14 protein-coding genes are annotated in these 13,874 nt (G+C 71.4%); 6 read left to right on the top strand and 8 right to left on the bottom strand.

Annotated features, from left to right (window positions below; all coding sequences use genetic code 11):
• Positions 1 to 53: 53 nt before the first annotated feature.
• Complete coding sequence (dapA, locus tag AB0K28_RS13515; protein ID WP_364368902.1) at positions 54 to 932, bottom strand: 4-hydroxy-tetrahydrodipicolinate synthase; 879 nt, start codon at positions 930 to 932, stop codon at positions 54 to 56.
• Positions 933 to 1,003: 71 nt separating this feature from the next.
• Between dapA and AB0K28_RS13510 the strand changes: the two genes are divergently transcribed.
• Positions 1,004 to 1,873: a LysR substrate-binding domain-containing protein gene (locus tag AB0K28_RS13510; RefSeq protein WP_345392929.1), complete on the top strand. Its 870-nt coding sequence runs from the start codon at positions 1,004 to 1,006 to the stop codon at positions 1,871 to 1,873.
• Positions 1,874 to 1,918: 45 nt separating this feature from the next.
• On the opposite strand, the gene AB0K28_RS13505 is transcribed toward AB0K28_RS13510, so the two are convergent.
• The 4 genes from AB0K28_RS13505 to AB0K28_RS13490 form a co-directional block, all read right to left on the bottom strand.
• Positions 1,919 to 2,848 carry a serine hydrolase domain-containing protein gene (locus AB0K28_RS13505; protein ID WP_364368899.1) on the bottom strand — a complete coding sequence of 310 codons (930 nt, stop codon included), beginning with the start codon at positions 2,846 to 2,848 and terminating at the stop codon, positions 1,919 to 1,921.
• 2 nt (positions 2,849 to 2,850) lie between these two features.
• A complete protein-coding gene (locus tag AB0K28_RS13500) occupies positions 2,851 to 3,357 on the bottom strand; it encodes a flavoprotein (RefSeq protein WP_345392935.1) in 507 nt (168 codons plus the stop codon).
• Positions 3,358 to 3,397: 40 nt separating this feature from the next.
• The gene (locus AB0K28_RS13495; RefSeq protein WP_364368895.1) at positions 3,398 to 4,759 is read right to left on the bottom strand and encodes an MFS transporter; all 1,362 of its coding nucleotides are present in this window, start codon (positions 4,757 to 4,759) and stop codon (positions 3,398 to 3,400) included.
• Positions 4,760 to 4,872: 113 nt separating this feature from the next.
• Positions 4,873 to 5,604, bottom strand: a complete 732-nt coding sequence (locus AB0K28_RS13490; protein WP_345392941.1) for a class I SAM-dependent methyltransferase — start codon at positions 5,602 to 5,604, stop codon at positions 4,873 to 4,875.
• A 127-nt stretch (positions 5,605 to 5,731) separates the two neighbouring features.
• Here AB0K28_RS13490 and AB0K28_RS13485 point away from each other — a divergent pair, with 127 nt between their 5' ends.
• The 3 genes from AB0K28_RS13485 (at position 5,732) to AB0K28_RS13475 (ending at position 8,664) form a co-directional block, all read left to right on the top strand.
• A complete protein-coding gene (locus tag AB0K28_RS13485) occupies positions 5,732 to 7,114 on the top strand; it encodes an LCP family protein (protein WP_364368892.1) in 1,383 nt (460 codons plus the stop codon).
• A gap of 147 nt (positions 7,115 to 7,261) precedes the next feature.
• On the top strand, positions 7,262 to 8,200 hold the full coding sequence (locus AB0K28_RS13480) for an ATP-binding protein (protein ID WP_364368889.1): 939 nt from the start codon (positions 7,262 to 7,264) through the stop codon (positions 8,198 to 8,200).
• 77 nt (positions 8,201 to 8,277) lie between these two features.
• A complete protein-coding gene (locus AB0K28_RS13475; RefSeq protein ID WP_345392950.1) occupies positions 8,278 to 8,664 on the top strand; it encodes an SCO5389 family protein in 387 nt (128 codons plus the stop codon).
• A gap of 131 nt (positions 8,665 to 8,795) precedes the next feature.
• Here the strand turns inward: AB0K28_RS13475 and AB0K28_RS13470 are convergent, their stop codons facing one another.
• From AB0K28_RS13470 to AB0K28_RS13460, 3 genes are all read right to left on the bottom strand, one after another.
• Positions 8,796 to 9,776: an LLM class flavin-dependent oxidoreductase gene (locus tag AB0K28_RS13470; protein ID WP_345392953.1), complete on the bottom strand. Its 981-nt coding sequence runs from the start codon at positions 9,774 to 9,776 to the stop codon at positions 8,796 to 8,798.
• 64 nt (positions 9,777 to 9,840) lie between these two features.
• On the bottom strand, positions 9,841 to 10,512 hold the full coding sequence (locus AB0K28_RS13465) for a ribonuclease HII (RefSeq protein WP_364368885.1): 672 nt from the start codon (positions 10,510 to 10,512) through the stop codon (positions 9,841 to 9,843).
• A gap of 27 nt (positions 10,513 to 10,539) precedes the next feature.
• Positions 10,540 to 11,559 carry a LysR family transcriptional regulator gene (locus tag AB0K28_RS13460; protein WP_364368882.1) on the bottom strand — a complete coding sequence of 340 codons (1,020 nt, stop codon included), beginning with the start codon at positions 11,557 to 11,559 and terminating at the stop codon, positions 10,540 to 10,542.
• A gap of 79 nt (positions 11,560 to 11,638) precedes the next feature.
• On the opposite strand from AB0K28_RS13460, the gene AB0K28_RS13455 reads away from it, so the two are divergent.
• Both AB0K28_RS13455 and AB0K28_RS13450 read left to right on the top strand, forming a co-directional pair.
• Entirely contained in the window at positions 11,639 to 12,922 is a 1,284-nt protein-coding gene (locus tag AB0K28_RS13455) for a pyridoxal phosphate-dependent aminotransferase (protein ID WP_364368879.1), read from the top strand.
• A 141-nt stretch (positions 12,923 to 13,063) separates the two neighbouring features.
• Positions 13,064 to 13,708: a GNAT family protein gene (locus AB0K28_RS13450; protein ID WP_364368876.1), complete on the top strand. Its 645-nt coding sequence runs from the start codon at positions 13,064 to 13,066 to the stop codon at positions 13,706 to 13,708.
• The last annotated feature ends 166 nt before the right edge of the window (positions 13,709 to 13,874 follow it).

Below are 13,874 nucleotides of genomic sequence, written 5' to 3'. Positions count from 1 at the left end.
AGATCACAGAGTTCCCATTGGGGGGAGAACCTAGCCCGATACCCCCTTCATGGTCAAGCCCTTAGCGCGGCCAGTGCGCGGGACACCGTCTCCTCGGCGGCGGGCAACAGCGGCAGGCGGACGTCCGGCGTCGGGATCAGCCCCTGCGCGTGCAGCACGCCCTTGATGACGGTCGGGTTGGGTTCGGCGAACAGCGCCGCCGACAGCCGGGCCAGCCGCCGCCCGAGGTCGCGGGCGCGCGCGACGTCCCCGGCGTCCCCGGCGCGCCAGGCGTCGGCCAGGTCGGCGAAGCTCCTGGTCTCCAGGTGCGCGGAGGCCAGGATGCCGCCCGCCGCGCCCAGCGCCAGCAGCGGCGAGATGACCGCGTCGTCGCCGCCCAGCACCGCGAAGCCCTCGGGCACGTCGCCCACCAGGTCGATGGCGTCCTGATCGACGCCGCCCGTCGCGTACTTGACCCCGGCGATCCTCGGGTGCGCGGCGAGCCGCCGCAGCGTGGCGGCACCGACGGCCTGCCCGGTGCGGTAGGGGATGTGGTAGATCACCAGCGGCACCGGCGACTCCTCGGCCAGCGCCTCGAAGTGCGCGACGACGCCGCGCTCGCCGGGCCGCAGGAAGTACGGCACGGTGACCAGCGCCGCGCTCACCCCGGCGGGCAGCTCGCGCAGGGCCGCCGCCGTCGTCCGCGTGTCGTTGCCGGTGACCCCCACGGTCAGCGGCGCCTGCCGCTCCTCGCAGACCCGCGCGCACGCCTCGATGACCCGCGCCCGCTCCTCCGGGGTGAGCGCCGCCACCTCGCCGGTGGTGCCCAGCGCGACCAGCCCGGACGCGCCCTCGTCGAGCATGTGCCTGCCAAGCTTCTCGACGGCGTCCACGGCCACCGCGCCGGCGGCGTCGAAGGGAGTGATCAGCGGTACGTGGATTCCTGTCAGCATGCTCCGAGCCTGCCGCCCGCCGACCCGTTAGGTCCAGCACGGATTTCTGACTTCGAGCTTAAGCTGAACTTATGCTCGACCCTCGCAAGCTCCGCCTGCTCCGCGAACTCGCCCGCCGCGGCACCATCACCGCCGTGGCCGAGGCGGTCACGTTCACCCCGTCCGCCGTCTCGCAGCACCTCGGCGCGCTGGAGCGGGAGGCGGGCGTGCCCCTGCTGGAGCGCACCGGCCGTACGGTGACGCTGACCCCGGCCGGGCGGCTGCTCGTCGAGCACGCCGACGCCGTCCTGGAGCAGCTCGAACGCGCCTCGGCCGCGCTCGCCGCCGTGAAGGGCGGCCCCGCGGGGGCGCTGCGGATCGGCGCGTTCCCGACCGCCGCCCGCGTGCTGCTACCGCCCGCCCTCGCCGAGCTGGCCGGCGCGCATCCCCGGCTGGAGCCGATGGTCTCGGAGATCGACCCGGCGGACGTCTCCGCCGCGCTGCGGGCCGGTGAGCTGGACGTGGCGCTCGTCCACGAGTACGACTTCGTGCCGCCCGTCACCGACGCGTCCATCGAGACGGAGCCGCTGTTCAGCGAGCCGATGTACCTGACCGACCGGCCTTCGATCGCCGCCGCCCGCGCCGACGCCTGGATCACCGGCAAGCCCGGCACGCTCTGCCACACGATGGCGATCAGGGCCTGCCAGGCGGCCGGTTTCGAGCCGCGCGTCCGCCACCACATCGACGACTTCGACACCGTCCTGGCCTTCGCCGCCGCCGGCCAGGGCGTCGCCCTCGTCCCCCACCTGGCCGCCACCACCCCGCCGAACGGCGTGACCCTCACCCGCCTCGACCTGAGCCGCCGCACTCTGGCGGCCTTCAGACGCGGCAACAGCGCCCACCCGGCGATCAAGGCAGCGGTGGCCTCCTTCCGCACCGCCACCGCGGCCCTCCCCCTCTGAGCCGCGGCGCGGCGCGCGGCGGCCCCCGTCTGCCGCTGCGGGGCGTCAGCGGCCGAGGACGGCGTCCAGGGCCGCTTCGGCGCTCGATTGCTCCCGGTCGTACTCGCCGGCCGTCACCGCCACCACCAACCGGTCGTCCGGGGCGATGAGGAGGCGCTGGCCGCCGTTGCCGATGGCCTGGGCCCGGCCGTCGTGGAGGTACCACTGGTAGCCGTAGCGGGTGCCGGCGTCGAGGACGACCCGGGGGCGCAGGGTCTCCTCGATCCAGGAGCGGGGCACGATGTCGCGGCCGCCGTCGAGCACGAGCTGCCCGATCGCGGCCAGGTCCACCGGACGCAGCCGCAGCCCGGACGCGGCCCTGGTGACGCCGTCGTCGCCCCTGGACCACTCGTACCGGGTGATGCCGAGCGGGCCGAAGAGCCGGTCGGCGGCGTACTCGGCGAGCGGCCGCCCCGCTCCCCTCGTGATGATCTCGCCGATGAGCGCGCTGGCCCCGCCGCAGTAGTGCCACCGCTTGCCCGCCTCCTCGACGACGGGCCGCTCCAGCACGTACCGGTGCCGGTCGGGGGCCAGCTCCATGGCGATCTCACTGTTGGCCGCGCTGGTGTAGGGGGCGTCCTCGTTCCATTCGAGGCCGAGCGTCATGGTCAGGGCGTGCTCGATCGTCAGGTGCTCGCGCCCGGCGGGCGAGCACTCGGGGAACGACGCGAGCAACGGCGCCCCCACCTCGGGCACCAGCCCTTCGCGCAGCGCGATGCCGTACACCAGCCCGACCACGCTCTTGGACACCGAGCGCAGGTCGTGCAGGGTGTCGCGGTCGAAGACGACGTGCCCGAGCGGCTCATCCAGCCGGTGGTCGGGGCCGGCGCCGTAGCGTTCGAGCACGACCTGCCCGTCGCGCAGCACGACGAGCCCGTGCATTCCCGGGGCCCGCCCGGCGTCCAGCGCCGCGTCCACCCGCTCGGTCAGCCCCATCCTCATCCCTCCAGAGAGCCCGCGGTCGCCGCACGCAGCTCGCCCAGCGCCCGCCGCCACGGGTCGCCGCCGTCCTGGTCGAGGACGACCCGCACGCCGTCGGCCCGCAGGTCGCGCAGGCTGCGCCGGTACGCGGTGCGCGCCGACAGCGCCTCGTTCACGAACGGCAGCACGACCACGGGGATGCCCAGCCCGGGCGCCTCGGCCAGCACGCCCAGCGCGTACGTGTCGGCGATCCCCTGGGCGAACTTGTTGATCGTGTTGTACGTCGCCGGCGCCACCACGAACGCGTCGGCCCTGGGCGGCTTCGGCTCATGGGGCTTGCGGTAGCGGCTGCGCACGGGCCTGCCGGTCTGCCGTTCGAGTGCGGGAACGTCGATGAAGTCGAGCGCCGACGGCGTCGCCACGACCTGCACCACCCACCCGTCGTCCTGCGCCAGGGTGACCAACCGGCTGACGTCAGCGGCGGCACCGGCGGCGCAGACGACGAGGTAGAGCACACGCACCACGCCAGCATCCCCTATTTCACCGGGAATGACGAAACGACCGTCAGGTGGCCTTGGTCGCCTCGGCGGCGGAGAGCGGCGCCGCGATGTCCTCCAGCCCCTTGCGTTCGGCCTTGACGCCCAGGAACAGCTCCACGAGCCCGCCCGCGATCATCACCAGCCCGCCGATGGTGAACGCCAGCGCCGTGTCCCCCGGCACCCCGCTCTCCACCAGCGTGGCGAACACCAGCGGACCGGCGATGCCACCGGCCGCCGTGCCGATGGCGAAGAAGAACGCGATCGCCATCGCCCTGGTCTCCATGGGGAAGATCTCGCTCACCGTCAGATACGCCGAACTCGCCCCCGCCGACGCCACGAACAGCACCACCGACCAGCACGCCGTCAGCGTCACGGCGGTGAGCACCCCCTGGTTGAACAGCCACGCCGTGCCCAGCAGCAGCACCCCTGACCCGATGTACGTGGCCGAGATCATCGGCACCCTGCCCACGGTGTCGAAGAGGTGCCCGAGCAGCAGCGGCCCGAGGAAGTTGCCGACCGCGATGACCGCGAAGTAGTAGCCGGTGTGCGTGTCGATGTTGAAGAAGGTGGACAGGATCTGCGCGTACCCGAAGGTGATGGCGTTGTAGAGGAACGCCTGTCCGATGAAGAGCGACAACCCCAGCACCGTGCGCTTGGGATAGAGCGCGACCATGGTGTGCGCGATCCGGACGAACCCGATCGACTTGCGCTGGTGGATGGTCATCGACTTCTCGGGCTCCGGCAGGTCGTCCCGGCCGATCTGCCGCTCGACGTCGTCCACGAGCTGCTCGGCCTCGCGGTCCCTGCCGTGGATGAACAGCCAGCGCGGGCTCTCGGGGACGTTGCGGCGTACGAGGAGAATGGCCAGGCCCAGCACCACGCCGAGCCCGAACGCGACTCGCCACCCGATGTTGACCGGCAGGTCGTTGAGCAGCGGCACGGTCAGCAGCGCGCCGCCGGCGGCGCCGAGCCAGTAGCTGCCGTTGATGATGATGTCGATGCGCCCGCGGTGCCTGCTCGGGATCAGCTCGTCGATGGCGGAGTTGATGGCCGCGTACTCGCCGCCGATGCCGAACCCCGTCATGAACCTGAACAGGAAGAACCACCACGCGCTGAAGGAGAACGCGGTCAGCAGCGTCGCCACGAGATAGACGACCAGCGTGATGATGAACAGCTTCTTGCGGCCGAACTTGTCGGTCAGCCAGCCGAAGAACAACGCGCCCGCGCAGGCTCCCGCGACGTAGAGTGCGGCCGCCACGCCCGCCACCTGCGCCTGCGTGATGTCCAATCCGCTGCCCGGCTTGGCCAGCTGCGCCGAGAGGTTACCGACAATGGTGACCTCGAGACCGTCGAGGATCCAGACGGTGCCGAGGCCGATGACGATCATCCAGTGCCAGCGGGACCATGGGAGCCGATCAAGCCGGGCTGGCACTTTCGTGGTGATGGTGCCGGTTTCAACATCGCTCATAAGGACCCGTGGCTACCCGGTGAACGGAATTTCTATCCGGTCGGCTTCCTGGCCTCGATGATCGTGGTGGCGAACCAGGGCCCGCCGTACCAGAACCGCCAGCCGGCGTCGCGCCGCCGTACGTCGATCACGCCGAGGTCGCGCAACGCCTGCTCGTAGTCGGGGGTGTGCTGGAAGTCGGCGAGCAGCATGAGCCCGCCCGGCCGCAGCACCCGGTACGCCTCCCGCACGGCCTGCGCGCGCCCGTCGGCCGACGGGATGTTGTGCAGGGCCAGGCTGGAGAGCACGACGTCGAACGCGTCCGCCCCGAACGGCAGGTCACGCAGGTCGCCGGTGACCAGGTCCACCCGCTCCGCGACGCCTTCCGCCCCGGCGTTGGCCTTGGCCGCGGCCTCGGTGTTGCCCGTCTGGTCCTTGGAGCGCCACAGGTCGACACCGGTCGCCCGGCCGCCGTCGGTGAGCCGCGCGGCGGCGGCCAGCAGCACCGCGCCCCTGCCGCAGCCGAGGTCGACCACCCGCTCGTCGCCGCGCAGCCGCCCGAGTTCCGCGTCCCAGACGGCGAACTTGCCGCGCCTGGTCGTGTAGAGGTAGCTGAACGCGCTGGCCAGGGTGTAGAGGCCGCCGAAGGCGAAGGCGACGCCCGCGGCGAGGATGTCGAGGACGAACGAGAGCGCCGCCAGGGCCAGCAGCGCGATCGCTCCGATGAGCAGGCCCACGAGGGGCCAGGGCGCGTCGAAGCCGTAGTGGCCGTGTCGCTTCCGCACATTCACGTTATATCTCAAGTTTCGCTTGACCGCTATTTGACCCAACCCCTCCCTTTTGCTCCGGAGGCCGGGCGCGCAGCATAACTAGGGTTGCTTGGATGGGCCGTCTATGGGGGTTTGACCAGGCATGACGGGAGTAGATCGACGCTTCGGGCTCGGCGCGAGCCTGGCGCTGACAGTGGCATCGACCCTGCTGTGGGGGGTCGCTCACCTCGCCGTGGAGCGCCGCAGAACAGGGCTGGCGCTGATGGCCGCGTACGTGCTGATGCTGGCCGGGGTGCTGACCGTGTTCACCGCGTACAGCACCAAGCTGCTGTCGCTGGCCGTGCAGCCGTACTGGCTGGCCTGGTTCACCGTCGGGGTGGCGGTGATCGCGCTGGCCTGGACCGGCGTGATCGTCTGGTCGTTCCTCCTCGTACGCCCCGAGCGCTCCGACACCGTCGGCCGCTTCCTCACCACCACGCTCACGGTCGCCCTGTGCGCGCTCGTCCTGGCGCCCACCGCGTACGCGACCCGCCTCGCCTACCTCTCCCGCGACGTCGTCAACACCCTGTTCACGCCGAGCAGCACCGCCGCGCCCGTGCTCGCCCAGGACCCGTGGAACGGGGCCGAGCGGGTCAACTTCCTGCTCCTCGGCGGCGACGCCGCGCCGGGGCGGCCCGGGGTGCGCACCGACAGCATGACCGTGGCCAGCGTGGACGTCGAGACGGGCGCCACCGTGCTGTTCGGCCTGCCGCGCAACCTGCAGCGGGTGCAGCTGCCCACGGGACCGGCCAGGGACCGCTTCCCGTACGGCTTCACCGGCGAAGGCCCCGACACGCCGGGCCTGCTGAACGAGATCTACCAGTTCGGCGAGGATCACCCGGAGATGGTGCCCGGCGTGGAGAAGGGCAAGCGCGGATCAACCCTCCTCAAAGCCACCATCAGCGACATCCTCGGCATCCCGGTGAGCTATTACGCCATGGTCGACATGAAGGGCTTCGCCGAGATCATCGACGCCATGGGCGGCGTCCAGGTCACGATCAAGGACCCCATCGTGTACGGCAAGTACCGCGAGGGCCTGCTGCCCGCCGGCACCCGCAGGCTCTCCGGCCAGGAGGCGCTCTGGTACGGCCGCTCGCGCACCGACAGCGACGACTACGTGCGCATGGGCCGGCAGAAGTGCCTGCTCAACGCCGTCGCCAAACAGGCCGACCCGGTGACCGTGCTGAACAGCTTCGAGCGCCTCGCCGCCGCCACCAAGCGCGCCATCTCCACCGACCTGCCCCAGGACCTGCTGCCCGCCGTCGTGGACCTGGCCGGCAAGGTCAAGAGCGCGCGACTGCGCAGCCTGAGCTTCGTGCCGCCGCTGATCAACACCGCCTACCCCGACTGGCACCTCATCCGCCGCAAGGTCAAGGAGGCCCTCGACCCACCCGCCGCGACCAGGACCGCACCCGCCCACGCCGCCTCCACCACGCCCACACCCACCCCGGACGACCCCCTGACGCTGGACGCGGTCTGCCACTGAGCAACCGCAGATAAGCCGCGAACCACCCCAAAGCGCCCGCAGTCCGCGCGACGCCAGGTCGAACACGCCCTCATCCCGCATGCGCTGTGGCATGATGATGTCCGTCCCCAGTGGAAACGGTTTTCATCATCATTCTTGGAGCATCCCGTGAGAGTGGCCTTCGTCGGAAAGGGCGGCAGCGGCAAGACCACGATGTCGGCCCTGTTCGCCAGGCACGTGGCGGCCCAGGGCGCCCCCGTGGTCGCCATCGACGCCGACATCAACCAGCACCTCGCCTTGGTGCTCGGCCTGGACCGTCAGCCCGAGCCGCTGGGCGCCCACCTCACCGAGATCAAAGACCGGCTGCGCGGCACCAACCCCCGCATCCCGTCCGCCGACGCCATGATCAAGACCACCCCTCCCGGCCGCGGCTCCACCCTGCTGAGCTTCGACGACCTCGCCACCGACCCCCACGGCCTGACCACCCCCGAGGGCCTGCGCCTGCTCGCCACCGGCCCGTTCAGCGAAGACGACCTCGGCGTGGCCTGCTACCACTCCAAGGTCGGCGCCGTCGAGCTGCTGCTCAACCACCTGATCGACGGCCCCGGCGAATACGTCGTCGTCGACATGACGGCCGGCGCCGACTCCTTCGCCTCCGGCCTGTTCACCCGCTTCGACCTGACCTTCCTGGTGGCCGAGCCGACCCGCCAGGGCGTCGGCGTCTACCGCCAATACCGCGACTACGCGGCTCAATACGACGTCGCCCTGGCCGTGGTGGGCAACAAGGTGCACGGCGAGTCCGACGTCGCGTTCCTGCGCGAGCACGTGGGTGACGATCTCCTCACCTGGATGGAGCACTCCGCCGCCGTACGCGCGATGGAGCAGGGCCGCCACTTCACCCTCGACGACCTCGAACCGGCCAACGCCGACGCGCTGGCCGTGCTCCGCAAGACCCTCGACGAGCAGGACAAAGACTGGGCCAGGTTCGGCCGCCAGACCGTCGAGTTCCACCTGCGCAACGCCAAGGCGTGGGGCGACGAGCGCACCGGCCTCGACCTGGCGGAGCAGATCGACCCCGGTTTCGTCTACGGCCCGGCGACCACATGACTGTGCCCGTCAAGGCTCTGGAGCGTGCCCGCTCCAGCGATCTAACGTCCGATTTGACCCATCCGAGAGGAGACAGCATGTCGCTGACCGTTCCGAACGATCTGCTCGACCAGGCCAGAGCCGGCGAGGTGGACGACGAGGCGTTCCTCGCCTGCGTCCGCGACTCGCTCCCCTACGCGTGGTCGCTGATCAGCGAGCTGGTCAAGCAGCGCGAGCACAGCGGGGCCGCGTTCGCCGACAACGAGGTGCCGCCGCCGTCGGAGGAGGCGCGCGGCCAGCTCCTGCGCTGCATGGCGAGCGACTCGATGCGCGGCGCGCTCGAGCGCCACTACGGCGTGCGCCTGGCCTTCCAGAACTGCCACCGCGTCGCCGTCTTCGACCCGTCGGCCACGCAGGCGCTCGCCGAGTTCGTCACCCCGCGCGCGCAGATACTCAACCAGAAACCGGAGCTCGTCGACTGCTGACCCCTGACCGGCGAGCCGGGCGCCCGCCCGGCTCGCCGGGCGGCTCTTCGAGCCGAAGCGGCCCGAGCAGGCCGAAGAGGGCCCACGCAGGCGCGCAGGCTTGAGCGAGGCGGAGCGAGCCGGGTCGCGTGTCAGTCGCGCAGCAGGGGCAGCACCTCGGCGCCGAAGCGGCGGATGTTCTCCAGGGTCCGCTCGTGCGACCCCATCCCCTCGACCAGCAGCACGAAGTGCTCGATCCCGGTGCGTTCCGCGGTCCGCCGCAGCGTCTCGGCGCAGTGCTTGGCCGACCCCACCGGGTGGATCTTGGTGAGCAGCTCGACGTAGTCGTCCACGTCGCGGTGCGGCCGCGGCCGGTCGTCCACCGGCTCGTACCCGTCGAGCCCGGGCCCCAGCCAGGCCGGCATCGCCCGCATGAGGTCGCGAGCCGCCCCGATCGTCGAGTCCGCGATGTACGCCACCCCGGCGGCCACGTGCTCGACCGGCGGCCCGCCGAAGGCGCGATACCGCTCGACCATGGCGGCCTTGTCGTCGTCCCCGATGTGCAGCCCGAGCAGCATGGGCAGCCCACGCTCGGCCGCCAGCCGCACGGTCGGCTCCGAGGTGCAGGCGACGACCGGCCGCATCCGGGCGGGCGGCACCATCGCGACCTCCCTGAACCGGAAGAACTCCCCGTCCGCCGCCACCCGGTCACCCGACAGGGCGGCGAGCAGCAGGTCGAGCGACTCGGGGAAGCCCCGCTCGTACCGGTCGAGCCCGGCGCCGAACACCTCGAGGTCCACCCAGGGCCCGCCCCTGCCGACGCCGAGCGTGAACCGCCCGCCCGACAGGTGGTGCAGGACGGCCGCCTGCTCGGCCAGCGCGACGGGATGCTGCGTGGACAGCACGCTCACGGCCGTGCCCAGCCCGATGCGGCCGGTCCGCCCGGCCGCGACGGCCGCCAGCGTGGTGGGCGACGGGCACACGCCGTACGGCATGAAGTGGTGCTCGGCGATCCACGCGTCGTCGAACCCCGCCTGCTCGGCCGCGACGATCCACTCGACGGCGTCGGCCAGCACCCGCCCGGCCTCCTGCCCGGGAAAGAGCCCCGCGACGACAAAGATCCCGATCCGCATGCACGAAATAGTGACCGATGACCGCCGCGAAGGCGGGCAGACATGCGGAGCTCGCCGATACCCGTCAGGAGAAGAGGCTGGCCTGGCCTTCTCCGACGAGTGGGTCGCGGTGATGCTTCAAATGCCGCCATTGGGGCAGTTCGTCAAGGTATGACCAGGAGAGCCGGTGGTGCGCAGTGGGCCCGAGCTGTGCCAGAGCCTCCTGATGCGCGGGTGAGGGGTAGCCCGCGTTCTCCGCGAAGCCGTACTCGTCGCAGCCGATCGTCGCCATGTAGGCGTCGCGCCGGACCTTGGCGAGGACGGAGGCGGCGGCGACCGAGATGCTGGCCGCGTCCCCCTTGACCTCAAGGCGCACCGGCCACGGCGCTCCGATGTAGTCGTGCTTGCCGTCGAGGATCACCGCGTCAGGGCGTACCGGCAGGGCCTCCAGGGCCCGGCGGGCGGCCCTGCGCAGCGCCTCGGTCATGCCGAGCGTGTCGATCTCCTGATGGCTCGCCTCGCCGTAGCCGACGCCGGCGGCCCACTCGGCCAGCTCGGCGGCCAGCGGCCCGCGCCTGACCTCGGAGACCTGCTTGGAGTCCGTGAGCCCGGCGGGCGGCTCCGACAGGTCGGTGACGACCGCGCAGACCAGGACGGGCCCGGCCCAGGCGCCGCGGCCGACCTCGTCGACGCCGGCGACCGTGCGCGTGCTGGGCTGGGCGAGCAGGAGCCGCTCGATGTCGTACGTAGGCGCCATGAGCGCAGACGTTATCGCGATCGCGCGTCACTCTCCGAACGATCGGCCGACCACGTCGCTGGCCGAACGTACGGGGAGGTCGAGCCCGTCCAGCGACGGCTGGCCCACCTGGGAGCGCTCGGCCGGGCGTACCGGATCGAGGTCGGCGGCGATGTAGCGGGCGGCCACGTGGATGGCCCGCAGCGTCACCGACACCGAAGGCCGGTGCACGCTGGAGGTGCGTGCGACGGCGTGCACGTCGCGCCCGACCGGGTTGCCGGGGAACCGCCGCACGGCCAGCCCGCGGACGCCGGCGGCCAGCGCGAGCGCGGGCACGGCGGCGATGCCGATGCCCTTGGCGACGAGCGACAGGATGGTCCCGAGTCCCTCGAACTCCCAGGGGCTCGGCCGGGTGCCGCCGACGTCGACGAGCAGCCGGTCCACGGCCAGCCGTGAGGGCTCGCCGTCGGGGGTGGCCATCCAGGGCTCGTCGCGCAGCTCGCGCAGGTCGACCGGCACGTCGGGGTCGGCGAGGCGGTGCTTGCGCGGCACGACGAGCACGAGGGGGTCGCGCAGCAGGGGGAAGACGCGCACGCTGTCGCTGTCGCGGACGCGGCCGTACCAGTCGTCCACGAGCGCGATGTCCACCTCGCCCGACTGCACCTCGCGCAGGCCGCGCCCGGACCTGCTCTGCCCGAGCCGCAGCGTCAGCTCGGTGTGGCGGCGCAGGGAGCGGGCGAGCGCGGGCGCGAAGGCGACCGCGGCGGTGGGGAAGGCGGTGACGACGACCCGGCCGGCCGGCTTGCCGGCGTGGGCGGACAGGTCGGACTCGGCCTCCTCGACCATCGACAGGATGCGCTCGGCGTGCATGACGAGCCGGCGTCCCGCGTCGGTCAGCTCCGCGCTGCGCGCCGTCCTGTCGATGAGCGCCGTGCCCGTCTCGCGTTCGAGCGCGACGAGCTGTTGGGAGACGGCCGAAGGACTGTAGCCCAACGACTCGGCCGCCGCCGCGATACTTCCCTTCCTTGCAAACTCGCAGATCAGGACCAAACGTCGCAATTCGAGCATCAGACTTCCTTATGCCTACCCACAAAAAGCCTCGCTTGTGCTGATGCCTTCATCCAATCACCCTGGGAACGTGACAAACATGACCGTAACCCTGTCCGCCACGTTGGCGGCCAACGAGGACATCGAGCGAAGACGGCGCGCCGGGGAACGCGTGCTCCACCTCGCCTTCGGCGAGGCCGGGCTGCCCGTCCACCCGGCGCTGCGCGACAGGCTGGCCGCCGCATCCGATTGCAACGGCTACGGGCCGGTCGCGGGGGCGGCCGAGTTGCGCGCCGCGGCGGCGGGCTACTGGACACGCCGGGGGCTCATCACCGATCCCGACCTGGTCGTCTGCGGCCCGGGCAGCAAGTCGCTGCTCTACGGCCTGCTCCTGGCGATCGGCGGCGACGTCGTCCTGCCGGTGCCCAGCTGGGTCAGCTACGCCGCGCAGGCCGATCTGGTGGGTTCGCGTCCCATCCTGGTGCCCGCACCGCCAGGAGAGGGCGGCGTGCCCGACCCGGACGCGGTGGCGGCCGAGGTGCGCAGGGCCAGGTCGCTCGGCAGGACCGTGAGCACGGTCGTGGTGACCCTGCCCGACAACCCGACGGGCCGGCTGGCCACACCCGAGACGGTGGCCCGCCTGGCCCAGGTCGCCCGCGAGCTCGACCTGACGATCATCTCGGACGAGATCTACCGCGATCTCGTGCACGAGCCCGGCCTGACCTACACCTCGCCGGCCGAGCTCGCGCCGGAGCGCACGATCATCACGACCGGGCTGAGCAAGAGCCTCGCGCTGGGCGGCTGGCGGATCGGCGTGGCCAGGCTGCCGGAGAACGGCGACCTGCGCAGGAGCCTGCTCGCGGTGGCCAGTGAGATCTGGTCGGCGCCCGCGGCGCCCGTGCAGGAGGCCGCGACGTACGCCTTCGGCGACCCGCCCGAGCTGACCGAGCGCATCACCCGCAGCCGCCGCCTGCACGGCAGGCTGGCCAGGGCCGTGCACGAGCGCTTCGCGGAGATCGGCGCCGACGTGCCCGTCCCGCAGGGCGGCTTCTACCTCTATCCCGACCTCGGCCACCTCAGGCTCGGCGGCTCCGCAGAGATCACCAAGATCCTGCTTGAGGAGCACGGCCTCGGCGTCCTGCCCGGTCACGCCTTCGGCGACGACCCCTCGGCCGCCCGGGTCCGCGTCGCGGTGAGCCTGCTCTACGGCGACTCCGCCGAGCAGCGGCAGGCCGCTCTCGACAGTCCCGATCCGCTGCGACTGCCGTGGATCGCCGACAACCTCGACTTCCTGACGACGGGCCTCAAAGAGCTGGCCCTGGTCCGTCACGGGGCAGTGAGCAGGCCGCATCCGGCCCTCGTCCCCGCCCCATGTCACGGTTAGGCGAATCTTTCCCCAAGAGCGGGTTTACCTTCCCCCAAAAGGGGCCTCTGACCTGCGGAAACGATGCCACCGTCACACCGGTGAAAAGTTGTCCCATTACGCCTGGTCACAGGGATGCCCGGCAGCCTCCATCATGTGCTCATGCCCGCTCTTGTCACCTTGTCCGGGCGCTTCGTGCGCCTGGAACCTCTCAGCCTCGCGGCGGTCGATGACCTGGTCGCCGCGGCGAGTGAAGACCGCACCATTTATGCCTTCACTCGCGTCCCGCAAGGCCGGGACGAGGTGGTCTCCTACGTGGAGGCCGCCATGGCTGAGCAGGCGGAGGGCCGCTCGTTGCCCTTCGCCATCCGGTGGCTGAACACCGACCGCGTGGTCGGTGCCACCCGTCTCATGCACCTGGAGTACTGGCAGGGCCCCATGCCCTGGCCGCCGGGTACACGAGGTGCGGTGGGCGACATCCCGTCCGTGGCCGACATCGGTTACACCTGGCTGGGCGCGAGCGCCCAGGGCACCGGGGTCAACCGGGAGAGCAAATACCTCCTGCTCTCGCACGCCTTCGAGGACTGGAACGTCCACCGCATCACTCTGAAGGCCGACGTACGCAACAGCAGATCCCGGGCCGCCATCGAGGCACTCGGCGCACACTTCGACGGGGTGCGGCGAGCGGACAGCCGAGGCGCCGACGACACGGTCCGAGATACCGCGTTCTACTCGATCCTGAACTCTGAATGGCCGGCCGTCCGCGACCGGCTGCGCATGAGGCTCGGCCTGGTCGAGGCAGCCTGAAACCCGTCCATCCAAGGCCCCATCCGGAAATCCGGGTGGGGCCGGTATTTTTCCGGCCCTGCCCGCACTCCCTAGAGACACACGCCCCCGCGATGCGTGTCCTGCTTGCCGGTTCTCATCATCCAGGGGCGGGTTCAACACCGGATTGACGACGGATCAACAGGAA

It is taken from the genome of Nonomuraea sp. NPDC049504 (assembly GCF_040676845.1).
Taxonomy (GTDB): domain Bacteria; phylum Actinomycetota; class Actinomycetes; order Streptosporangiales; family Streptosporangiaceae; genus Nonomuraea; species Nonomuraea salmonea.
The sequence above is the reverse complement of the archived record's forward strand: the minus strand, read 5'-3'. Positions and strand labels throughout refer to the sequence as shown.

Bases quoted from the DNA above. Each gene is read 5' to 3' on its own strand.
- AB0K28_RS13475 (WP_345392950.1), top strand. From the start codon at position 8,278: ATGTCGCTGACCGTTCCGAACGATCTGCTCGACCAGGCCAGAGCCGGC.
- AB0K28_RS13465 (WP_364368885.1), bottom strand. From the start codon at position 10,512: ATGGCGCCTACGTACGACATCGAGCGGCTCCTGCTCGCCCAGCCCAGC.
- AB0K28_RS13495 (WP_364368895.1), bottom strand. From the start codon at position 4,759: ATGATCGTCATCGGCCTCGGCACCGTCTGGATCCTCGACGGTCTCGAG.
- AB0K28_RS13505 (WP_364368899.1), bottom strand. From the start codon at position 2,848: ATGGGGCTGACCGAGCGGGTGGACGCGGCGCTGGACGCCGGGCGGGCC.
- AB0K28_RS13485 (WP_364368892.1), top strand. From the start codon at position 5,732: ATGACGGGAGTAGATCGACGCTTCGGGCTCGGCGCGAGCCTGGCGCTG.
- AB0K28_RS13460 (WP_364368882.1), bottom strand. From the start codon at position 11,559: ATGCTCGAATTGCGACGTTTGGTCCTGATCTGCGAGTTTGCAAGGAAG.
- AB0K28_RS13470 (WP_345392953.1), bottom strand. From the start codon at position 9,776: ATGCGGATCGGGATCTTTGTCGTCGCGGGGCTCTTTCCCGGGCAGGAG.
- dapA (WP_364368902.1), bottom strand. From the start codon at position 932: ATGCTGACAGGAATCCACGTACCGCTGATCACTCCCTTCGACGCCGCC.
- AB0K28_RS13510 (WP_345392929.1), top strand. From the start codon at position 1,004: ATGCTCGACCCTCGCAAGCTCCGCCTGCTCCGCGAACTCGCCCGCCGC.
- AB0K28_RS13455 (WP_364368879.1), top strand. From the start codon at position 11,639: ATGACCGTAACCCTGTCCGCCACGTTGGCGGCCAACGAGGACATCGAG.
- AB0K28_RS13450 (WP_364368876.1), top strand. From the start codon at position 13,064: ATGCCCGCTCTTGTCACCTTGTCCGGGCGCTTCGTGCGCCTGGAACCT.